This is a genomic window from Neisseria sicca (genome assembly GCF_014054945.1).
Lineage (GTDB): Bacteria > Pseudomonadota > Gammaproteobacteria > Burkholderiales > Neisseriaceae > Neisseria > Neisseria sicca.
The window spans coordinates 2,515,562-2,536,508 of the sequence record NZ_CP059566.1; the positions used below are offsets into that span (position 1 = coordinate 2,515,562).

17 protein-coding genes, 4 tRNA genes and 2 pseudogenes are annotated in these 20,947 nt (G+C 50.2%); 22 read left to right on the plus strand and 1 reads right to left on the minus strand.

Going from position 1 to position 20,947, the window contains the following annotated elements:
* Nucleotides 1–63: 63 nt before the first annotated feature.
* The 8 genes and pseudogenes from rsmB (at nucleotide 64) to topA (ending at nucleotide 9,909) form a co-directional block, all read left to right on the plus strand.
* A complete protein-coding gene (gene rsmB, locus H3L95_RS11990; RefSeq protein ID WP_003760530.1) occupies nucleotides 64–1,323 on the plus strand; it encodes a 16S rRNA (cytosine(967)-C(5))-methyltransferase RsmB in 1,260 nt (419 codons plus the stop codon).
* On the plus strand, nucleotides 1,289–1,882 hold the full coding sequence (locus H3L95_RS11995) for a DUF4390 domain-containing protein (RefSeq protein ID WP_003742625.1): 594 nt from the start codon (nucleotides 1,289–1,291) through the stop codon (nucleotides 1,880–1,882). Before rsmB ends, H3L95_RS11995 begins: the two co-directional genes overlap by 35 nt.
* Nucleotides 1,883–1,885: 3 nt before the next feature.
* A complete protein-coding gene (locus H3L95_RS12000) occupies nucleotides 1,886–4,009 on the plus strand; it encodes a sensor histidine kinase (protein WP_003760528.1) in 2,124 nt (707 codons plus the stop codon).
* On the plus strand, nucleotides 4,002–5,285 hold the full coding sequence (locus H3L95_RS12005; RefSeq protein ID WP_003760526.1) for a sigma-54-dependent transcriptional regulator: 1,284 nt from the start codon (nucleotides 4,002–4,004) through the stop codon (nucleotides 5,283–5,285). The genes H3L95_RS12000 and H3L95_RS12005 overlap by 8 nt, the downstream gene beginning before the upstream one ends.
* A gap of 531 nt (nucleotides 5,286–5,816) precedes the next feature.
* Nucleotides 5,817–6,786, plus strand: a pseudogene (gene dprA, locus H3L95_RS12010) (DNA-processing protein DprA); the annotation flags it as partial.
* 95 nt (nucleotides 6,787–6,881) lie between these two features.
* Nucleotides 6,882–7,037, plus strand: a pseudogene (locus tag H3L95_RS14270) (DprA-like winged helix domain-containing protein); the annotation flags it as partial.
* Between the two features lie 25 nt (nucleotides 7,038–7,062).
* Nucleotides 7,063–7,518 (plus strand): Smg family protein, encoded by a 456-nt coding sequence (locus H3L95_RS12015; protein ID WP_003742632.1) that lies wholly within the window; start codon nucleotides 7,063–7,065, stop codon nucleotides 7,516–7,518.
* Nucleotides 7,519–7,602: 84 nt separating this feature from the next.
* Entirely contained in the window at nucleotides 7,603–9,909 is a 2,307-nt protein-coding gene (topA, locus tag H3L95_RS12020) for a type I DNA topoisomerase (RefSeq protein WP_009312695.1), read from the plus strand.
* Nucleotides 9,910–9,984: 75 nt separating this feature from the next.
* Here topA and H3L95_RS12025 read toward each other — a convergent pair whose 3' ends face one another.
* A complete protein-coding gene (locus H3L95_RS12025; RefSeq protein ID WP_003760517.1) occupies nucleotides 9,985–10,206 on the minus strand; it encodes a hypothetical protein in 222 nt (73 codons plus the stop codon).
* A 270-nt stretch (nucleotides 10,207–10,476) separates the two neighbouring features.
* On the opposite strand from H3L95_RS12025, the gene rsmD reads away from it, so the two are divergent.
* From rsmD to rpoB, 14 genes are all read left to right on the plus strand, one after another.
* Nucleotides 10,477–11,043: a 16S rRNA (guanine(966)-N(2))-methyltransferase RsmD gene (gene rsmD / locus H3L95_RS12030; protein ID WP_003760515.1), complete on the plus strand. Its 567-nt coding sequence runs from the start codon at nucleotides 10,477–10,479 to the stop codon at nucleotides 11,041–11,043.
* 121 nt (nucleotides 11,044–11,164) lie between these two features.
* The gene (locus tag H3L95_RS12035; RefSeq protein WP_003679513.1) at nucleotides 11,165–11,416 is read left to right on the plus strand and encodes a YfhL family 4Fe-4S dicluster ferredoxin; all 252 of its coding nucleotides are present in this window, start codon (nucleotides 11,165–11,167) and stop codon (nucleotides 11,414–11,416) included.
* Nucleotides 11,417–11,515: 99 nt separating this feature from the next.
* A tRNA-Tyr gene (locus tag H3L95_RS12040) sits at nucleotides 11,516–11,599 on the plus strand.
* Between the two features lie 36 nt (nucleotides 11,600–11,635).
* Nucleotides 11,636–11,709: transfer RNA gene (locus H3L95_RS12045), tRNA-Gly, on the plus strand.
* 11 nt (nucleotides 11,710–11,720) lie between these two features.
* Nucleotides 11,721–11,795, plus strand: a tRNA-Thr gene (locus H3L95_RS12050).
* A gap of 40 nt (nucleotides 11,796–11,835) precedes the next feature.
* On the plus strand, nucleotides 11,836–13,020 hold the full coding sequence (gene tuf, locus H3L95_RS12055) for an elongation factor Tu (protein ID WP_003742643.1): 1,185 nt from the start codon (nucleotides 11,836–11,838) through the stop codon (nucleotides 13,018–13,020).
* A 6-nt stretch (nucleotides 13,021–13,026) separates the two neighbouring features.
* Nucleotides 13,027–13,102 (plus strand) — tRNA-Trp (locus tag H3L95_RS12060).
* Nucleotides 13,103–13,221: 119 nt separating this feature from the next.
* Nucleotides 13,222–13,494, plus strand: coding sequence for a preprotein translocase subunit SecE (secE, locus tag H3L95_RS12065; protein ID WP_003760511.1), 273 nt, complete (start codon nucleotides 13,222–13,224; stop codon nucleotides 13,492–13,494).
* 2 nt (nucleotides 13,495–13,496) lie between these two features.
* Nucleotides 13,497–14,030, plus strand: a complete 534-nt coding sequence (nusG, locus tag H3L95_RS12070) for a transcription termination/antitermination protein NusG (protein ID WP_003760509.1) — start codon at nucleotides 13,497–13,499, stop codon at nucleotides 14,028–14,030.
* Between the two features lie 106 nt (nucleotides 14,031–14,136).
* Nucleotides 14,137–14,571 carry a 50S ribosomal protein L11 gene (rplK, locus tag H3L95_RS12075; protein ID WP_002220151.1) on the plus strand — a complete coding sequence of 145 codons (435 nt, stop codon included), beginning with the start codon at nucleotides 14,137–14,139 and terminating at the stop codon, nucleotides 14,569–14,571.
* Complete coding sequence (rplA, locus tag H3L95_RS12080) at nucleotides 14,571–15,266, plus strand: 50S ribosomal protein L1 (RefSeq protein WP_003742647.1); 696 nt, start codon at nucleotides 14,571–14,573, stop codon at nucleotides 15,264–15,266. Before rplK ends, rplA begins: the two co-directional genes overlap by 1 nt.
* Before the next feature lie 226 nt (nucleotides 15,267–15,492).
* On the plus strand, nucleotides 15,493–15,993 hold the full coding sequence (gene rplJ, locus H3L95_RS12085) for a 50S ribosomal protein L10 (RefSeq protein WP_003760504.1): 501 nt from the start codon (nucleotides 15,493–15,495) through the stop codon (nucleotides 15,991–15,993).
* A gap of 58 nt (nucleotides 15,994–16,051) precedes the next feature.
* Nucleotides 16,052–16,423 carry a 50S ribosomal protein L7/L12 gene (rplL, locus tag H3L95_RS12090; RefSeq protein WP_003677916.1) on the plus strand — a complete coding sequence of 124 codons (372 nt, stop codon included), beginning with the start codon at nucleotides 16,052–16,054 and terminating at the stop codon, nucleotides 16,421–16,423.
* Between the two features lie 187 nt (nucleotides 16,424–16,610).
* Nucleotides 16,611–20,789: a DNA-directed RNA polymerase subunit beta gene (gene rpoB, locus H3L95_RS12095; protein WP_003760502.1), complete on the plus strand. Its 4,179-nt coding sequence runs from the start codon at nucleotides 16,611–16,613 to the stop codon at nucleotides 20,787–20,789.
* The last annotated feature ends 158 nt before the right edge of the window (nucleotides 20,790–20,947 follow it).

Genomic DNA, 20,947 nt, shown 5'->3' on the forward strand with positions numbered 1-20,947 from the left:
TTTAAAGTTAATCCACTATAACGAACAAATCGAACCACAGCAGTCATTTAAGGAATTGAATTTATGAGTATGTCCCTCGCCCAAAAACTCGCCGCCGACAGCATTGCGGCAGTCGCCGAAGGGCGTAACCTTCAGGATGTGTTGGCGCAAATCCGCGCGGCGCATCCCGAGCTGACGGTGCAGGAAAACGGCGCGTTGCAGGATATTGCCTACGGTTGCCAGCGTTATTTGGGCAGCTTGAAACATATGCTCGCGCAGATGCTGAAAAAGCCGATTGACAATCCGCAGCTCGAAAGCCTGCTTTTGGCGGCGATGTACCAACTGCATTACACGCGCAACGCGCCTCATGCGGTGGTCAACGAGGCGGTCGAGAGTATCGCGAAAATCGGGCGTGGGCAGTACCGTTCGTTTGCCAACGCGATTTTGCGGCGTTTTTTACGTGAACGCGACAAGCTCGCGGCTTCGTGCAAAAAAGACGATGTGGCGAAGCACAACCTGCCGCTGTGGTGGGTGGCGTACCTGAAAAACCATTATCCGAAACATTGGCACAACATCACTACCGCGCTGCAATCGCATCCGCCGATGACGCTGCGGGTCAACCGCCGCCACGGCAATGCCGAATCGTATTTGGAAAAGCTGGCGGCGGAAGGGATTGCGGCCAAGGCGTTGGACGAATATGCGGTAACGCTGGAAGAAGCCGTGCCGGTGAACCGCCTGCCCGGTTTTGCCGAAGGGCTGGTGTCGGTGCAGGATTTCGGCGCGCAGCAGGCGGCGTATCTGTTAAACCCTAAAGACGGCGAACGGATTTTGGACGCGTGCGCCGCGCCGGGCGGGAAGACGGGGCATATGTTGGAACTGGCGGATTGTCATGTTACCGCTTTGGATATAGATGAAGGTCGTCTGAAAAGGGTGAAGGACAATCTCGACCGCTTGGGGTTTCAGACGACCGCTCTGGCTTGCGCCGATGCGCAGGACTTGGCGGCGTGGTATGATGGAAAGCCTTTCGACGCCATCCTTGCCGATGTGCCGTGTACCGCTTCGGGTGTGGCGCGGCGCAATCCCGACGTGAAATGGCTGCGCCGTCCGACCGATGCCGCCAAAACCGCCCGTCAGCAGGAGGCATTGCTGGACGCGCTTTGGCAAACCCTGACGAAAAACGGCAGAATGCTGCTTGCCACCTGCTCGGTGTTCGTCGAAGAAAACGACGTTCAGTTGCAAAAATTCCTCAACCGCCACGCCGATGCCGAGCTGATCGAGTCGCGTGTGCTTTTACCGAACAAACATCAAGATGGCTTTTATTACGCGCTTATCAAAAAGCAGTAAACGGCTGTTTGGAACGCTGTTGCTCGCCCTGTCGCTGAATGCGGCGGCGGAGGGCATCAGCGTGACCCGCTCCGAGGCGAAACTGACCGAAACCGGGCAGCTTTCCGTCAGCAGCCGTTTCCGCACCGATTTGCCCGACCAGCTCAAACAGGCGCTCCGGCAGGGCGTGCCGTTGAATTTCACTTTGAGCTGGCAGCTTTCTGCGCCTTCCATGCCGTCTTACCGCTTCAAGTTTGACCAGCTGCTCAACAGCGACAACACCATCCACTACAAACTTTCCTTCCATCCGCTGACCAACCGCTACCGCATAACCGTCGGCACGTTTTCCACCGAATACGACACGCTCGAGACCGCCTTGCGCGGCGTAGGGGCGGTCGCCAACTGGAAAGTGCTGTCCAAAGGCGCGTTAAGCGGCGTTGCAGCGAAAGACACACAAGCCGAAATCCGCCTGCTGCTTTCAACAGCAAAGCTGCCCAAACCTTTCCAAATCAACGCATTGACTTCTAAAAACTGGCACTTGGATTCCGGCTGGAAGTCTCTGACTATCTCTCAGGAGTAAACCATGCGCCGCTTTCTCCTGATTGCCGTGTTGGCGGCGGTGGGACTGCTCTACGGACTGACCATTGCAACGGGCAGCACCAGCCCGCTGGCGGAATATTTCTGGTGGATTATCGCCCTGTGTGCGCTGCTGATGCTGGTGTTGGCGTCGGTTTTGACGCGCTACGTCCTGCTCCTCATGCGCGACAAAAGCAAGGGCGTGTTCGGTTCGCAGATTGCGCGGCGGCTGTCGGGGATGTTTACGCTGGTGGCGGTATTGCCGGGCGTGTTCCTGTTCGGCATTTCCGCGCAGTTCATCAACGGTACGATTAATTCGTGGTTCGGAAACGATACCCACGAAGCCCTCGAACGCAGCCTGAACTTGAGCAAATCCGCGCTGAATCTGGCGGTGGACAACGCTGTCAGCAACGCCACGCCGGTTCAAATCGACCTGATCAGCACCGCGTCTGTGGACGGCGATTTGGGTAAGGCGCTGAAAAATGCCGCCAAATCGGGCGGCTTTACCCAGCTTTCGCTCTACGACGTCAAAACCCATAAAACCGAGAAAAGTGTCAATCCGCTGAAACTAAACCAGCCCGAACTCGACAAAGAAGGATGGGAGAAGCTGGAGCAGACCGGCTCGATACGCAGTTTGGAAAACATAGAAAACGTCTTGTACGCGCAAGGCTGGATGCTGATCGGCGCGCACAACGGACGCGATTACGCCTTGTTTTTCCGCCAGCCCATCCCGCAGGATGTGGCGCAAGACGCGACGCTGATTGAAGCGGCGCGGGCGAAATACGCCGAATTGAGCTACACCAAACAAGGCCTGCAAACCTTCTTCTTGGCGACTTTGCTGGTTGCCGCGCTGTTGGCGATTTTCCTTGCCTTGGTGATGGCGCTGTATTTCGCCCGCCGCTTCGTCGAGCCGGTATTGTCGTTGGCAGAAGGCGCAAGGGCGGTGGCGCAGGGCGATTTCAGCCAGAAACGCCCCGTGTTCCGCAATGATGAATTCGGCAGGTTGACCCAGTTGTTCAACCACATGACCGAACAGCTTGCCATTGCCAAAGAAGCCGACGAGAACAACCGCCTGCGCGAAGAAGCAGCGCGCCACTATCTCGAATGCGTGTTGGAAAGTTTGACCACGGGCGTGATTACTTTGGATGCCGAAGGTCGTCTGAAAACCTTCAACAAAGCCGCCGAACGGATTTTGGGCATTGAATTGGTGCCGCTGTGGGGCAGCAACTGGCACGACTGGCGCGGACAATCGCCGCAGCAGACCCTGCTTGCCGAAGTGTTTGCCGCCATTGAAGAAACTGCTAATGCTGCCAAGCCCGTCCAAGTCGAATACGCCGCCCCCGACGATGCGCGTATTCTCTTGGGTAAAGCCACCATCCTGCCCGACGACAACGACAACGGCGTGGTGATGGTGATCGACGACATCACCGTCCTCATCCGCGCCCAAAAAGAAGCTGCATGGGGCGAAGTGGCGAAACGGTTGGCGCATGAAATCCGCAATCCGCTCACGCCCATTCAACTTTCCGCCGAGAGATTGGCATGGAAATTGCATGATAAATTGGATGAGCAACACGCCCAAATCCTCAGCCGTTCGACCGATACCATCGTCAAACAGGTGGCGGCATTGAAAGAAATGGTCGAAGCCTTCCGTAATTACGCCCGCGCCCCGTCGCTGAATTTTGAAAAACACGATTTGAACCGCTTGGTCGAAGAAGTGTTGCTGCTGTACGAGGGCGGGGCGTGCCGCTTTGTTCCGAACTTGTCCGACAAGCCGCAGCCGATTTCCGCAGATACCACCGCCATGCGGCAGGTGTTGCACAATATTTTCAAAAACGCGGCAGAGGCGGCGGAAGAGGCGGAAGTTCCTCAAGTGAATGTCAGCGTCGGTGAAGATAACGACGGACAGGTTTTATTGACCGTTTGTAACAACGGCAAAGGTTTCAGCAAGGAAATGCTGCATAATGCCTTCGAGCCGTATGTTACCGACAAGCCGACAGGTACGGGACTGGGATTGCCCGTTGTGAAGAAAATCATCGAAGAGCACGGCGGCCGCATCAGCCTGAGCAATCAGAACGAAGGCGGCGCGTGTGTGAAAATAGCCTTACCCCGATTGGTAGAAACTTATGCGTAGCAGTGATATTTTAATTGTAGATGACGAAGTAGGTATCCGCGACTTGCTCTCGGAAATCCTCCAAGACGAAGGTTATTCCGTGGCTTTGGCGGAGAACGCCGAAGAGGCGCGCCAACTGCGCCACCAAACCCGTCCCGCCATGGTGTTGTTGGACATCTGGATGCCCGACTGCGACGGGATTACCCTGCTCAAAGAGTGGGCGAAAAACGGACAGCTCAACATGCCCGTGGTGATGATGAGCGGACACGCCAGCATCGACACTGCCGTCGAAGCCACCAAAATCGGCGCGCTCGATTTTTTGGAAAAACCGATTGCCCTGCAAAAGCTGCTCTCTACCGTCGACCGCGCCCTCAAACACGGCGAAATGCAGATGGCGGCGGGCTTGTCCTTCGATAAACTCGGCAACAGCCCCGCCATTCAAGAATTCAAGCAACAACTTGAGCCTGCCGTGAAAAAAAGCGGCCCCGTGCTGCTCAGCGGCGAAACCGGTTCGCCGTTTGAAATCGTTGCCCGTTATTTCCACAAAAGCGGTACGCCTTGGGTCGGACTCAGCCGCGTCGAACTCATTGCCGACGCGCCTTTGGAACTGCTGCAAAAAGCATCGGGCGGCACGCTTTATCTTGGTGATGCCGCGCAGTACAGCAAAAACATCCAAAACGGCATCAGCTTCATCCTCGGTAAGGCAGACCGTTACAACGTGCGCGTTATCGTCGCCGGCAGCCACGCCACCGATGAAAGCCCGGCAGACGCCATCGCCGATGCCAAGTTGTCCGAACTGCTTTCCGGCAACGTCATCAGCATCCCGCCGTTGCGCAGCCAATCCGAAGACATCGCTTTCTTGGTCAACCAAGTCATGACCGAATTGGCGGACAGCGAAAAAATCCAGCCCGTCAAATTCAGCAACGGCTCGCTGACCGTCCTGTGCCAATACAACTGGCCGGGCAATTTCGACCAACTCCGCAGCGTCGTGAAAAACCTGATGCTGGAGGCGGACGGACAGGAAGTCCACGAGCAGGCGGTCGTTGCCGCATTGGGGCAAAAACGGGCAACGGTCGCCACCGAAATCGTCGGCGGTTTCAACTTCAATATGCCTTTGCGCGAACTGCGTGAAGAATTGGAACGCCGCTATTTCGAGTACCACATCGCCCAAGAAGGGCAAAACATGAGCCGCGTCGCCCAAAAAGTCGGCCTGGAGCGCACACACCTCTACCGCAAACTCAAACAATTAGGCATCAGCGTTTCCCGCCGCAGCGCAGCGGAAAAAGCAGAAGAGTAGGGCGGTAGTAGGATAAGAGGTCGTCTGAAAGCATACGGTACGCCGCGGTATGTTTTCAGACGACCTTGTTTGCCATCAACACGCCCGTTTTTGTCGAATAACCAACTCACTTTTGAGGCAATGTGCGACAACCATTCAAATATAGTGGATTAACTTTAAACCAGGACGGCGTTGCCTCGCCTTAGCTCAAAGAGAACGATTCTCTAAGGTGCTGAAGCACCAAGTGAATCGGTTCCGTACTATCTGTACTGTCTGCGGCTTCGTCGCCTTGTCCTGATTTAAATTTAATCCACTATAACGGACATTTCTACCGTATCGTGTAGAATATAAAAATATTACAAAAGTTACTAACGGGCTGCCGGCTGTTTGGCAGCATCCGCATGACGGTGAACAGGTACGAAACCGGAATCAGGTGCGGGAACGCCGTATCGGTTTAAAGTTCGCCGGCTTTATCTTTAAATACTGACATTTATCTGTTTTCAGACGACCTCCCGAACAAAGGTCGTCTGAAAACACAAGGGGACACAATTGATGACGGAAAACGACCGCCTTGCCTGGCTGCAACTGGCGTTTACGCCTTATGTCGGTGCGGAGGGCTTCTTGCTCCTGCTGCAACGTTTCGGCAGCGCGAAAGCCGCGCTGGATGCTCCTGCGGAGCAAATCGCCACGATAGTGCGCCACAAGCAGGCAGCCGAATCTTGGCGCAACGGTGAAAAAGGGGCGTTGGCGCAAAAGGCTGCGGAAGCGGCGCTGCAATGGGAAAAGCAGGACGGCTGCCGTCTGTTGCTGCTGCAAGATGATGATTTCCCCGAAATGCTGACGCAGGGTATTACCGCGCCGCCGGTTTTGTTTTTGCGCGGTAACGTGCAACTGCTGCACAAACCTTCCGCCGCTATTGTCGGCAGCCGTCATGCCACGCCGCAGGCGATGCGGATTGCCAAGGATTTCGGCAGGGCGTTGAGTGAGCAGGATATTCCCGTCGTGTCGGGTATGGCTTCAGGTATCGACACCGCCGCCCACCAAGGCGCATTGCAGGCGGGTGGCGGCACCATCGCCGTATGGGGGACGGGCATAGACCGCATTTACCCGCCGTCCAATAAAAACCTTGCCTATGAAATCGCTGAAAAAGGATTGATTGTCAGCGAGTTTCCTTTGGATACGCGGCCGTTTGCGGGCAACTTCCCGCGCCGCAACCGCCTGATCGCCGCTTTGTCGCAGGTTACGCTGGTGGTCGAGGCCGCGTTGGAATCCGGTTCGCTGATTACCGCCAAGCTGGCGGCGGAGATGGGGCGGGAGGTGATGGCAGTGCCCGGTTCGATAGACAATCCGCACAGTAAGGGCTGCCACAAGCTGATTAAAGACGGCGCGAAACTGGTGGAATGTTTGGACGACATCCTTCACGAATGTCCGGGGCTATTGCAAAATGCGGCAGTTCCATCATATTCTATAAATAAGAAAAACAAAAAAACGGAAAAACGCACTGCCGTCGGAGAGGCGTCGTCTGAACCTGTTTTTCCGTTTTCAGACGACCTTCATGTCCGAAAGCAGCCGGCGCAAACCAATACGGTTGCCGCGCCGACAGCGGAAGACGGGCTGCTGGACGCCATGGGTTACGACCCCGTTCATCCCGATATATTGGCGCAGCAAACCGCATGGGCGGCGGCAGACGTTTACGCCCGACTGCTGGAATACGAACTCGACGGCATCGTCGCCGCCTTGCCGGGCGGACGCTATCAGCGCATAAAAGCATAATTGATTCATTCATTAAGGAACCAGCATGACAGAAGTCATCGCCTATCTCATCGAACACTTCCAAGATTTCGACAACTGCCCGCCGCCGGAGGATTTGGGCCGCCTGTTGGAAGATGCGGGTTTTGACGTAACGGAAATCGGCAATACGCTGATGATGATGGAAGTGTTGTTCAACACGTCCGAATTTGCCGCCGCGCCGTTCGACAGCCATGCCCTGCGCGTGTATTGCAACGAAGAAGTGGAAAACCTGCCGCAGGAAGTCATGGGGCTGATGCAGTATCTGGTTGCCGAACGCGCCATCACTTATGAGCAGCGCGAAATCGTCATCCACGCCCTGATGCACATCCCGCCCGAAGAAATCACGCTCGATACGGCGAAAGTGCTGGTGTTGCTCTTGTTGTGGGCGCACAAAAGCGAATTGCCCGTCTTAATCGGCGACGACCTGATGGGCGCGCTCAACGGCAAAGCGACCATGCATTAAACCTTTTCAGACGACCTTTTGACGCAGCTTGTTCAGAAAGATCGTCTGAAACGCATCATCCAATACATTAAAAGAGAACAAACAATGGCGAAAAACCTCTTAATCGTCGAATCACCGTCCAAAGCCAAAACCCTGAAAAAATACCTTGGCGGCGATTTCGAAATTCTGGCCTCCTACGGCCACGTCCGCGACCTCGTCCCCAAAAACGGTGCCGTCGATCCCGAACACGACTTCGCCATGAAATACGAGCTGATCAAACGCAACGCCAAACACGTCGATGCGATTGTCGCGGGAGCCAAAGAAGCCGAAAACATCTACCTCGCAACCGACCCGGATAGGGAAGGCGAAGCGATTTCCTGGCATCTTTTTGAAATCCTCAAATCCAAACGCGGCCTGAAAAACATCAAGCCGCAGCGTGTCGTGTTCCACGAAATCACCAAAAACGCCGTCCTCGACGCCGTCGCCAACCCGCGCGAAATCGAAATGGACTTGGTTGATGCACAACAAGCCCGCCGCGCTTTGGACTATCTGGTCGGTTTCAACCTCTCGCCATTGTTGTGGAAAAAAATCCGCCGCGGTTTGAGCGCAGGCCGTGTGCAAAGCCCCGCCCTGCGTCTGATTTGCGAACGCGAAAACGAAATCCGCGCGTTTGAAGCGCAGGAATATTGGACGGTGCATCTCGACAGCCACAAAGGCCGCAGCAAGTTCACCGCCAAACTTGCCCAATACAACGGCGCGAAACTCGAACAATTCGACCTGCCGAACGAAGCCGCGCAAGCCGACGTGTTGAAAGAACTCGAAGGCAAAGAGGCCGTTGTTACCGCCATCGAAAAGAAAAAGCGCAGCCGCAATCCCGCCGCTCCGTTCACCACATCCACCATGCAGCAGGATGCCGTGCGCAAACTCGGCTTCACCACCGACCGTACCATGCGTACCGCCCAGCAGCTTTACGAAGGCATAGACGTAGGGCAGGGCGCCATCGGTTTGATTACCTATATGCGTACCGACAGCGTGAATTTGGCAGATGAAGCATTAACCGAAATCCGCCATTACATCGAAAACAAAATCGGCAAAGAATATCTGCCGAGTGCCGCCAAGCAATACAAAACCAAATCCAAAAACGCCCAAGAAGCGCACGAAGCCATCCGTCCGACTTCCGTGTACCGCACGCCCGAAAGCGTCAAACCCTTCCTGAGCGCAGACCAGTTCAAACTCTATCAAATGATTTGGCAGCGCACCGTCGCCTGTCAGATGACGCCTGCCAAATTCGACCAAACTACCGTCGATATTACCGTCGGCAAAGGCGTATTCCGCGTAACCGGACAAGTGCAAACCTTCGCAGGCTTCCTCAGCGTTTACGAAGAAAGCAGCGACGATGAAGAAGGCGAAGACAGCAAAAAACTGCCCGAAATGAGCGAAGGCGACAAATTGCCTGTGGACAAACTCTACGGCGAACAACACTTCACCACCCCGCCGCCGCGCTACAACGAAGCCACGCTGGTTAAAGCACTCGAAGAATACGGCATCGGTCGCCCCTCGACCTACGCCAGCATCATCTCCACGCTCAAAGACCGCGAATACGTTACCCTTGAGCAAAAACGCTTCATGCCCACCGACACAGGCGACATCGTCAACAAATTCCTGACCGAACACTTCGCCCAATACGTCGACTACCACTTCACCGCCAAACTCGAAGACCAGCTCGACGAAATCGCCGACGGCAAACGCCGCTGGATTCCCGTGATGGACAAATTCTGGAAACCGTTCATCAAACAAGTGGAAGAAAAAGAAGGCATCGAACGCGCCAAATTCACCACGCAGGAACTCGACGAAACCTGTCCAAAATGCGGCGAACACAAACTGCAAATCAAGTTCGGCAAAATGGGCCGCTTCGTCGCCTGCGCCGGCTATCCCGAGTGCAGCTACACCCGCAACGTTAACGAAACCGCCGAAGAAGCCGCCGAGCGCATCGCCAAAGCCGAAGCCGAGCAAGCTGAACTCGACGGGCGCGAGTGTCCCAAATGCGGCGGAAGGCTGGTGTACAAATACAGCCGTACCGGCAGCAAATTCATCGGCTGCGCCAACTACCCCAAATGCAAACACGTCGAGCCGCTGGAAAAACCGAAAGATACCGGCGTCCAATGTCCGCAATGCAAAAAAGGCAACCTCGTCGAGCGCAAATCCCGCTACGGTAAACTGTTTTACAGTTGCAGCACCTATCCCGACTGCAACTACGCCACTTGGAACCCGCCCGTCGCCGAAGAATGCCCGAACTGCCATTGGCCGGTCTTGACCATCAAAACCACCAAACGCTGGGGCGTGGAAAAAGTCTGCCCGCAAAAAGAATGCGGCTGGAAAGAACAGATTGAACCGCCTGCACCGAAAGAGTGAAGGTAGGTTGGTTTAAAGAGAAAAGGTCGTCTGAAAAAATTTTAGACGACCTTTTCAGTTTTATTAAGAAGGGATTTAACGCCTTGCAAAAACCAACGTGGCAAGAAAGAACAAACTGACAATCAAAGCAACGGTTTTACCGATCAAGGGCAGGCAAAAGACGAACCAAAGCAAACCGCGCCCCAAGTTCGGAATCAATCCCAAGTGGCGGTAATATTCGTCAAAGAAATGGGCGTGGGCGGTGAAGGCAATCACGCCGCCGATATAAACACCCAAAAAAATTTTCCAAAGCGGCATTGTCAGCCATCCATATTTTCATTACGTATTATGACCAATAGACTGAAAAAGCGGTGGGAAAGTTCTAATGGCGGACGTAAGCGACCTTTTTATTTGAGAAAATATTTTATGATTTATAAAATTTTGTAAGTTTAGCATCATAAAAAATAAAATTTCACGATGCGCCGATTTGTTTTCATGCGGCCTTAAATGAAAAAAACGCTGCGGTATAATGGCTGCTTTGTCATTCTTTAGAGGTCGTCTGAAACTGTCGGACGATTCGTTTTAATCATGAGCAAACACAGCAAACATTCAAATCAAGTCCGCATCATCGGCGGGCAATGCAGGGGACGGAAACTGGTTTTTGCAGATGCGGACGGTCTGCGTCCGACGCCTGACAGTGTCCGCGAAAAACTTTTCAATTGGCTGGGTCAGGATTTGACCGGTCTGAATGCGTTGGATTTGTTTGCCGGAAGCGGCGCGTTGGGATTTGAAGCAGCATCCCGTAACGCGAAGAGGGTGGTGCTGGCAGATAATAATCGCAAAACTGCCGATATGCTGCGGCAAAACGCCAGAGCATTGGGTTTGGATAAACTGGAAATCCTCAATACCGATGGCCTTGCGTATCTGCAGAGGTCGTCTGAAAAGTTTGATGTGGTCTTTTTGGATCCGCCGTTTGCGTGGCAGGATTGGGAAAATTTGTTTGCTTCTTTGAAAAATAGCTTGAAAAACGGGGCAATGGTCTATATTGAAGCAGGGGAGCTGCCCGATTTCCCCGAGTGGCTGGAGCCTTATCGCGAAGGACGGGCGGGTAAGAGCGGTTTTGTGCTCTTGCAGTTTGTCCAAGTGGCTGAATAGTAAGGGATTTGAGAATCATTACCAGGGTGTAAACATTCGCCTAAACGGATTGTTTTTGACGCGTTTGTGCTATAATCCGCGCCCAATCGGTTTTGATAATTTAAATGAAAAAGGAAAAGAAATGTCGCTCTTTATTACAGATGAGTGCATTAACTGTGACGTTTGCGAGCCGGAGTGCCCCAATGACGCCATCTCGCAAGGCGAGGAAATTTACGAAATCAACCCTAATTTGTGTACGCAGTGCGTAGGCCACTACGATGAGCCGCAATGTCAGCAGGTATGTCCCGTGGACTGCATCCTGATTGATGAAGAGCATCCGGAAACGCACGAAGAGCTGATGGCAAAATACGAAAAAATCATTCAGTTCAAATAAATTCTTTTTTAAAGCAATAAATTGAGTGATTTTAAGAAAACAAAATTAAAAAAGAACTTGACGAAAATCTGAGTCACGAATAAACTTGCGTTCTCTTTTGGTGGGATTCCCGAGCGGTCAAAGGGGGCAGACTGTAAATCTGTTGCGAGAGCTTCGAAGGTTCGAATCCTTCTCCCACCACCAAATTCCAATGTGTTGGAGCATTGATGCAGTAAGTCTGCGGGTGTAGCTCAATGGTAGAGCAGAAGCCTTCCAAGCTTACGGTGAGGGTTCGATTCCCTTCACCCGCTCCAATAGTCTATTGGCCCATGTAGCTCAGGGGTAGAGCACTCCCTTGGTAAGGGAGAGGCCGGCAGTTCAAATCTGCCCATGGGCACCAAATACCATTTTCTCAGTATTTTAAAGATAGGAAATTTGCCATGGCAAAGGAAAAATTTGAACGTAGCAAACCGCACGTAAACGTTGGCACCATCGGTCACGTTGACCATGGTAAAACCACCCTGACTGCTGCTTTGACTACTATTTTGGCTAAAAAATTCGGCGGTGCTGCAAAAGCTTACGACCAAATCGACAACGCTCCCGAAGAAAAAGCCCGCGGTATTACCATCAATACCTCACACGTAGAATACGAAACCGAAACCCGCCACTACGCACACGTAGACTGCCCGGGTCACGCCGACTACGTTAAAAACATGATTACCGGTGCCGCACAAATGGACGGCGCAATCTTGGTATGTTCCGCTGCCGACGGTCCTATGCCGCAAACCCGCGAACACATCCTGTTGGCCCGCCAAGTAGGCGTACCTTACATCATCGTGTTCATGAACAAATGCGACATGGTTGACGATGCCGAGCTGTTGGAACTGGTTGAAATGGAAATCCGTGACTTGCTGTCAAGCTACGACTTCCCAGGCGACGACTGCCCGATCGTACAAGGTTCTGCACTGAAAGCCTTGGAAGGCGACGCAGCTTACGAAGAAAAAATCTTCGAACTGGCTGCTGCATTGGACAGCTACATCCCGACTCCAGAGCGTGCCGTGGACAAACCGTTCCTGTTGCCTATCGAAGACGTATTCTCCATCTCCGGTCGCGGTACCGTAGTAACCGGCCGTGTAGAGCGCGGTGTCATCCACGTTGGTGACGAGATCGAAATCGTAGGTCTGAAAGAAACCCAAAAAACCACTTGTACCGGTGTTGAGATGTTCCGCAAACTGCTGGACGAAGGTCAAGCAGGTGACAACGTAGGCGTATTGCTGCGCGGTACCAAACGCGAAGAAGTGGAACGCGGTCAAGTATTGGCTAAACCGGGTACCATCACTCCGCACACCAAATTCAAAGCGGAAGTGTACGTATTGAGCAAAGAAGAGGGTGGCCGTCATACTCCGTTCTTCGCCAACTACCGTCCTCAATTCTACTTCCGTACTACCGACGTAACCGGCGCGGTTACTTTGGAAGAAGGTGTAGAAATGGTTATGCCTGGTGAGAACGTAGCCATCACTGTAGAACTGATTGCACCTATCGCTATGGAAGAAGGTCTGCGCTTTGCGATTCGCGAAGGTGGCCGTACCGTAGGTGCAGGTGTGGTTTCTTCTATCATCGCTTAAGTTTAGAGGCCAATAGCTCAATTGGTAGAGTATCGGTCTCCAAAACCGAGGGTTGGGGGTTCGAGACCCTCTTGGCCTGCCAAATAAAAAATTAACCGGCCCTGTGCCGGTTAATTTTTTTGCATTTCTTTTTTAGTAATTAATTTAAACCATTGCATGAGTGAGATAGTGCGACTTTGATGCTGTGGTGAGTGAGTAAAGATGACTGAACATACATCTGAACATAAAGCAGAAAAGTCGGGTCAGCTTGTAACATCCGGCAATCATTCTACGCCGCCTAAGCGAGAAGGGCTGCTTTCCTATTTTAAAAACTCATGGTCTGAGTTTAAAAAAGTTGTTTGGCCTACGCGGGATGATGCAGTTAAGATGACGGTCTTCGTCGTTATATTTGTTGCAATCTTGGCAGTATTTATTTACGCGGCAGACAGTGCTATTTCCTGGCTGTTTTTTGATGTGTTGTTGAAGAGGGGGTAAAAATGTCAAAACGTTGGTATGTTGTGCAGGCTTATTCCGGCTTTGAGAAAAATGTCCAGAAGACCCTAAAAGAGCGTATCGCTCGCGAAGGTATGGAAGGTTATTTCGGTCAGATTCTTGTTCCGGTTGAAGAAGTGGTCGATATTAAAAATGGTCGCAAAACCATTAGCGAGCGTAAGTTCTATCCGGGCTATGTTTTGGTCGAAATGGAAATGACTGATGACTCATGGCATTTGGTGAAAAGTACTCCTCGTGTTTCAGGCTTTATTGGCGGTACGGCAAATAAGCCTACTCCGATTTCTCAAAGAGAAGCTGATGCAATCTTGCAACAGGTTCGTTCTGGAGTTGAGAAGCCTAAACCTAAAGTTGAATTTGAAGTGGGGCAGCAAGTTCGTGTAAACGAAGGACCTTTTGCTGACTTCAACGGTATTGTAGATGAAGTGAATTATGAGCGTAATAAATTGAGGGTTTCAGTTCAGATTTTTGGTCGTGAAACCCCGGTTGAGCTGGAGTTTGGTCAAGTAGAAAAGATTTAAGTTTTTAAATCCCTTGAAAAAAAATCTCTAAGTAAATATAATGCTGAATTCTTTTTTGGGAAGCGGAAATGGTTCCGCGCTATACCCGTTTTTAGGAGTCCTATAAGTGGCAAAGAAAATTATCGGCTATATCAAACTGCAAATTCCTGCAGGTAAAGCCAATCCATCTCCCCCAGTTGGTCCTGCTTTGGGTCAACGTGGTCTGAATATTATGGAATTCTGTAAAGCATTTAATGCTGCAACCCAAGGCATGGAGCCTGGTTTGCCGATTCCAGTTGTAATTACTGCATTTGCGGATAAGTCATTCACTTTTGTGATGAAAACTCCTCCGGCCTCTATTCTGTTGAAAAAAGCCGCCGGTTTGCAAAAAGGTAGTTCTAATCCTCTGACCAATAAAGTGGGTAAATTGACCCGTGCTCAGTTGGAAGAAATTGCTAAAACTAAAGAACCTGATTTGACTGCTGCTGATTTGGATGCCGCTGTTCGCACTATTGCCGGTTCTGCTCGTTCAATGGGTTTGGATGTGGAGGGTGTTGTATAATGGCTAAAGTATCTAAACGCTTGAAAGCTTTGCGCTCTTCTGTTGAAGCCAATAAATTATATGCAATTGATGAAGCAATTGCTTTGGTAAAAAAAGCAGCGACTGCTAAATTTGACGAGTCTGTTGACGTATCTTTCAACTTGGGTGTTGATCCGCGTAAATCTGACCAAGTTATCCGTGGTTCAGTTGTTCTGCCTAAAGGTACCGGTAAAACAACCCGCGTAGCAGTATTTACTCAAGGTGCAAATGCTGATGCAGCTAAAGAAGCTGGTGCTGATGTTGTCGGCTTTGAAGATTTGGCTGCTGAAATTAAAGCAGGTAATCTGAACTTTGACGTTGTTATTGCTTCTCCTGATGCAATGCGCATCGTTGGTCAATTGGGTACCATCTTGGGTCCACGTGGCTTGATGCCAAACCCTAAAGTAGGTACTGTTACTCCTAATGTGGCTGAAGCAGTTAAAAATGCAAAAGCAGGTCAAGTGCAATATCGTACAGACAAAGCTGGTATCGTTCATGCAACTATCGGTCGTGCTTCATTCGCTGAGGCTGATTTGAAAGAGAACTTTGATGCATTGCTGGATGCTATCGTTAAAGCTAAACCTGCTGCTGCTAAAGGTCAGTACCTGAAAAAAGTTGCTGTATCCAGCACTATGGGTTTAGGTGTTCGCGTTGATACATCAAGCGTGAATAACTAATCTAAGAAATTTTCAAGCAACTCAAAATAGAGTTGCTTGAATTTGGGCTACTTAGAATTAAGTAGATGTCCAAGACCGTAGGGATCGCAAGATTTAATCGTAACTGCCCTACGCAGACGGTAGTCCTGAAACACATTACAAGATTGCTTGTAAGATGTCTTTTTAGGTTACCGCGCTGGTGGGATATCATTCCGATATCCTGTTTATAAACAGTGGGAGGTAGACCTTGAGTCTCAATATTGAAACCAAGAAAGTAGCCGTAGAGGAAATCAGCGCAGCAATTGCTAACGCTCAGACTCTCGTGGTTGCTGAATATCGCGGTATCAGTGTTTCCAGTATGACTGAGCTTCGTGCAAATGCGCGTAAAGAAGGCGTTTATTTGCGCGTTCTGAAAAACACATTGGCTCGTCGTGCAGTAGAGGGTACTTCATTCGCAGCTTTGGCTGATCAAATGGTTGGTCCATTGGTTTATGCTGCTTCTGAAGATGCTGTTGCTGCTGCTAAAGTGTTGCACCAATTCGCGAAAAAAGATGACAAGATTGTAGTTAAAGCCGGTTCTTACAATGGTGAAGTAATGAATGCTGCTCAGGTTGCTGAGTTGGCTTCTATTCCGAGCCGCGAAGAGCTGTTGTCCAAACTGTTGTTCGTTATGCAAGCTCCTGTATCAGGCTTTGCGCGCGGTTTGGCTGCTTTGGCAGAGAAAAAAGCAGGCGAAGAAGCCGCTTAATCAATTTTGTTTCTGTTAATCAATTATTTTTTAATACAATATTTGGAGTATAAATAGCATGGCTATTACTAAAGAAGACATTTTGGAAGCAGTTGGTTCTTTGACCGTAATGGAATTGAACGACTTGGTTAAAGCTTTTGAAGAAAAATTCGGCGTTTCTGCTGCTGCTGTTGCAGTTGCGGGTCCTGCTGGCGCTGGTGCTGCTGCCGCTGAAGAAAAAACTGAATTTGACGTAGTATTGGCTTCTGCCGGTGACCAAAAAGTTGGCGTGATTAAAGTAGTTCGCGCAATTACCGGTCTGGGTCTGAAAGAAGCTAAAGACATCGTTGATGGTGCACCTAAAACTCTTAAAGAAGGTGTTTCTAAAGCTGAAGCTGAAGACATCCAAAAACAATTGGAAGAAGCCGGCGCTAAAGTCGAAATCAAATAATTTGATGCTTCCTGTGAAGGCTGGCAGTTTTCTGCCAGCCTTATTTTGCTTATTGTTATTAGGTTAATTTGTTATTTACATTTATTTGCAATTTATTCGCAAGCTAAGTTTAAATAAATGTAAATAACACAAACAATAGGCGTTATTTCAGACGACCTCTTTTTTAAAATTGCTTTTCGGAGTGTATATGAACTATTCGTTTACCGAGAAAAAACGTATCCGTAAGAGTTTTGCAAAACGAGAGAACGTATTGGACGTTCCCTTTTTGTTGGCAACACAAATTGATTCTTATGCGAAATTTCTGCAATTAGAAAATGCTTTTGATCAGCGCACTGACGATGGTCTGCAGGCTGCATTTAATTCTATTTTTCCTATCGTAAGCCACAATGGTTATGCGCGTCTGGAGTTTGTGCATTACACGTTGGGTGAGCCTTTGTTCGATATTCCTGAATGTCAATTGCGCGGAATCACTTATGCAGCCCCTTTGCGCGCGCGTATCCGACTGGTTATTTTAGACAAGGAAGCGTCTAAACCGACAGTCAAAGAAGTCCGTGAAAATGAAGTGTACATGGGCGAAATCCCATTGATGACTCCAAGCGGTTCGTTTGTCATTAACGGTACCGAACGTGTGATTGTTTCTCAGTTGCACCGTTCTCCCGGTGTGTTCTTTGAGCATGACCGCGGTAAAACCCATTCCTCCGGTAAATTGTTGTTCTCTGCTCGAATCATTCCTTACCGTGGTTCGTGGTTGGATTTCGAATTTGACCCGAAAGATTTGCTGTATTTCCGTATCGACCGTCGCCGTAAAATGCCGGTTACGATTTTGTTGAAGGCCTTGGGCTACAACAATGAGCAGATCTTGGATATTTTCTACGATAAAGAAACGTTCTATCTGTCTGAAAATGGTGTCCAAACTGATTTGGTTGTAGGTCGTCTGAAAGGTGAAACTGCCAAAGTTGATATCTTGGATAAAGAAGGCAACGTCTTGGTTGCTAAAGGTAAACGCATTACCGCAAAAAATATCCGTGATATTAGCAATGCGGGATTAACCCGTTTGGATGTGGAGCCGGAAAGTTTGATTGGCAAAGCTTTGGCCGCGGATTTGATTGACCCTGAAACGGGTGAAGTATTGGCTGTAGCCAATGATGAAATCACTGAAGAATTGTTGGCAAAATTTGATATTCATGGTGTAAAACAGCTTACTACGCTTTACATTAATGAATTGGATCAGGGTGGTTACATTTCCAATACTCTGCGCACTGATGAGACTGTTGATCAGCAAGCAGCACGTGTTGCGATTTACCGCATGATGCGCCCGGGCGAACCTCCTACCGAGGAAGCAGTCGAGCAGTTGTTTAACCGCTTGTTCTTCAGTGAAGACAGCTACGATTTGTCTCGCGTAGGCCGTATGAAATTCAATACGCGTACTTATGAGCAAAAATTGTCTGAAGCACAACAACATTCTTGGTATGGCCGTTTGTTGAACGAAACCTTCGCAGGTGCTGCCGAAAAAGGCGGTTATGTTCTGAGCGTCGAAGATATTGTTGCTTCTATTGCTACTTTGGTTGAATTGCGTAACGGTCATGGCGAAGTGGACGATATCGACCACTTGGGCAACCGTCGTGTGCGTTCGGTAGGTGAGTTGACTGAAAACCAATTCCGCAGCGGTTTGGCTCGTGTGGAACGTGCCGTAAAAGAACGCCTGAATCAAGCGGAATCAGAAAACTTAATGCCGCATGATTTGATTAATGCAAAACCTGTTTCTGCTGCCATCAAAGAATTCTTCGGCTCAAGCCAATTGAGTCAGTTTATGGATCAGACCAACCCCTTATCTGAAGTAACCCACAAGCGCCGCGTATCTGCGTTGGGCCCGGGTGGTTTGACCCGTGAACGTGCCGGTTTCGAGGTGCGAGACGTGCATCCGACTCACTATGGCCGTGTATGTCCGATTGAAACGCCTGAAGGTCCGAACATCGGTTTGATTAACTCATTGTCCGTTTATGCGCGTACCAATGATTATGGTTTCTTGGAAACTCCTTATCGCCGCGTTATCGACGGCAAAGTAACCGAGGAAATCGATTACTTGTCTGCCATTGAAGAAGGCCGCTATGTGATTGCACAGGCGAATGCTGATTTGGACAAAGACGGTAATTTGATTGGTGACTTGGTAACTTGTCGTGAAAAAGGCGAAACCATTATGGCAACGCCTGACCGTGTCCAATATATGGACGTGGCAACTGGTCAAGTGGTATCTGTAGCGGCATCTCTGATTCCGTTCTTGGAGCACGATGATGCGAACCGTGCATTGATGGGTGCCAACATGCAACGTCAGGCTGTACCGTGCCTGCGTCCTGAAAAACCGATGGTTGGTACCGGTATTGAGCGTTCTGTTGCCGTTGACTCTGCTACTGCAATCGTTGCACGTCGTGGCGGTGTGGTTGAGTATGTCGATGCCAACCGTGTTGTGATTCGTGTTCATGACGATGAAGCGACTGCTGGTGAAGTGGGTGTCGATATTTACAACTTGGTTAAATTCACCCGTTCCAACCAATCTACCAACATTAACCAACGTCCTGCCGTCAAAGCCGGCGACGTTTTGCAACGCGGCGATTTGATTGCTGACGGTGCATCTACCGATTTGGGCGAATTGGCTTTGGGTCAAAATATGACTATCGCCTTCATGCCGTGGAATGGCTATAACTATGAAGACTCGATTCTGATTTCCGAAAAAGTAGCTGCAGACGACCGCTATACTTCGATTCACATTGAGGAATTGAATGTCGTTGCCCGCGATACCAAGCTGGGTGCGGAAGATATCACCCGCGATATTCCGAACTTGTCCGAGCGTATGCAAAACCGTTTGGACGAATCCGGTATCGTTTATATCGGTGCGGAAGTGGAAGCAGGTGATGTGTTGGTAGGTAAAGTAACGCCTAAAGGCGAAACCCAACTGACTCCGGAAGAAAAACTGCTGCGCGCCATCTTTGGCGAAAAAGCATCCGACGTAAAAGACACCTCGTTGCGTATGCCTACCGGCATGAGCGGTACGGTTATCGACGTTCAAGTCTTTACTCGCGAAGGTATCCAACGCGACAAACGTGCTCAATCCATTATTGATTCCGAGCTGAAACGTTACCGTCAAGACTTGGGCGACCAGTTGCGTATTTTTGATAACGATGCATTCGACCGTATTGAGCGCATGATCGTCGGTCAAAAAGCCAACGGCGGTCCGATGAAGCTGGCTAAAGGCAGTGAAATCACTACCGAATATCTGGCGGGTCTGCCCAGCAAACACGATTGGTTTGATATCCGTTTGTCTGATGAAGATTTGGCCAAACAATTAGAACTGATTAAATTGAGTCTGCAACAAAAACGCGAAGAAGCGGACGAGTTGTACGAAATCAAGAAGAAAAAACTGACCCAAGGCGACGAATTGCAGCCTGGCGTACAAAAAATGGTGAAAGTCTTTATCGCCATCAAACGCCGTCTGCAAGCCGGTGACAAAATGGCGGGTCGCCACGGTAACAAAGGTGTGGTATCACGCATTCTGCCGGTGGAAGACATGCCTTACATGGCGGACGGTCGTCCTGTGGACATCGTACTGAACCCGTTGGGCGTACCTTCCCGTATGAACATCGGTCAGATTTTGGAAGTTCACTTAGGTTGGGCAGCAAAAGGTATCGGTGAGCGTATCGACCGTATGCTGAAAGAACAACGCAAAGCCAGCGAGCTGCGCGAGTTCTTGAACAAACTCTACAACGGCAGCGGTAAGAAAGAAGATTTGGATGCCCTGACTGATGAAGAAATCATCGAACTGGCTTCCAACCTGCGTAAAGGCGCATCTTTCGCATCGCCGGTGTTTGATGGTGCGAAAGAATCCGAAATCCGCGAAATGCTGAATTTGGCTTACCCAAGCGATGATCCTGAAGTTGAAAAACTGGGCTTTAACGACAGCAAAACCCAAATCACACTGTATGACGGACGCTCTGGCGAACCGTTTGACCGTAAGGTAACAGTAGGTGTGATGCACTATCTGAAGCTGCACCACTTGGTTGACGAAAAAATGCACGCGCGTTCTACCGGTCCATATAGTTTGGTTACTCAACAGCCTCTGGGCGGTAAAGCTCAGTTCGGTGGCCAACGTTTCGGTGAGATGGAGGTTTGGGCGCTGGAAGCATACGGCGCAGCCTACACGCTGCAAGAGATGTTGACCGTGAAGTCCGACGACGTAACAGGCCGTACCAAAATGTACGAGAACATCGTCAAAGGCGAACACAAAATCGATGCCGGTATGCCTGAGTCCTTCAACGTATTGGTTAAAGAGATTCGCTCACTGGGCTTGGATATCGATTTGGAACGTTACTAAACAGAAGTTTTCAGACGACCTCTCTAGGTCGTCTGAAAAAGCGGTTGCAGAATAAGAATGAATGAATCGAAATCTGAAAATATCAGGTCGTCTGAAACCGTAACGTACCGTTTCCAATATCGAAAATCCGCCATGCGGTAAAAATACTTCCTTCAAGG

What these genes read in the sequence shown, in the direction of transcription:
- rsmB (WP_003760530.1), top strand. Translation starts at nt 64, where the DNA reads ATGAGTATGTCCCTCGCCCAAAAACTCGCCGCCGACAGCATTGCGGCA.
- H3L95_RS11995 (WP_003742625.1), top strand. Translation starts at nt 1,289, where the DNA reads ATGGCTTTTATTACGCGCTTATCAAAAAGCAGTAAACGGCTGTTTGGA.
- H3L95_RS12000 (WP_003760528.1), top strand. Translation starts at nt 1,886, where the DNA reads ATGCGCCGCTTTCTCCTGATTGCCGTGTTGGCGGCGGTGGGACTGCTC.
- H3L95_RS12005 (WP_003760526.1), top strand. Translation starts at nt 4,002, where the DNA reads ATGCGTAGCAGTGATATTTTAATTGTAGATGACGAAGTAGGTATCCGC.
- H3L95_RS12015 (WP_003742632.1), top strand. Translation starts at nt 7,063, where the DNA reads ATGACAGAAGTCATCGCCTATCTCATCGAACACTTCCAAGATTTCGAC.
- topA (WP_009312695.1), top strand. Translation starts at nt 7,603, where the DNA reads ATGGCGAAAAACCTCTTAATCGTCGAATCACCGTCCAAAGCCAAAACC.
- H3L95_RS12025 (WP_003760517.1), bottom strand. Translation starts at nt 10,206, where the DNA reads ATGCCGCTTTGGAAAATTTTTTTGGGTGTTTATATCGGCGGCGTGATT.
- rsmD (WP_003760515.1), top strand. Translation starts at nt 10,477, where the DNA reads ATGAGCAAACACAGCAAACATTCAAATCAAGTCCGCATCATCGGCGGG.
- H3L95_RS12035 (WP_003679513.1), top strand. Translation starts at nt 11,165, where the DNA reads ATGTCGCTCTTTATTACAGATGAGTGCATTAACTGTGACGTTTGCGAG.
- tuf (WP_003742643.1), top strand. Translation starts at nt 11,836, where the DNA reads ATGGCAAAGGAAAAATTTGAACGTAGCAAACCGCACGTAAACGTTGGC.
- secE (WP_003760511.1), top strand. Translation starts at nt 13,222, where the DNA reads ATGACTGAACATACATCTGAACATAAAGCAGAAAAGTCGGGTCAGCTT.
- nusG (WP_003760509.1), top strand. Translation starts at nt 13,497, where the DNA reads ATGTCAAAACGTTGGTATGTTGTGCAGGCTTATTCCGGCTTTGAGAAA.
- rplA (WP_003742647.1), top strand. Translation starts at nt 14,571, where the DNA reads ATGGCTAAAGTATCTAAACGCTTGAAAGCTTTGCGCTCTTCTGTTGAA.
- rplL (WP_003677916.1), top strand. Translation starts at nt 16,052, where the DNA reads ATGGCTATTACTAAAGAAGACATTTTGGAAGCAGTTGGTTCTTTGACC.
- rpoB (WP_003760502.1), top strand. Translation starts at nt 16,611, where the DNA reads ATGAACTATTCGTTTACCGAGAAAAAACGTATCCGTAAGAGTTTTGCA.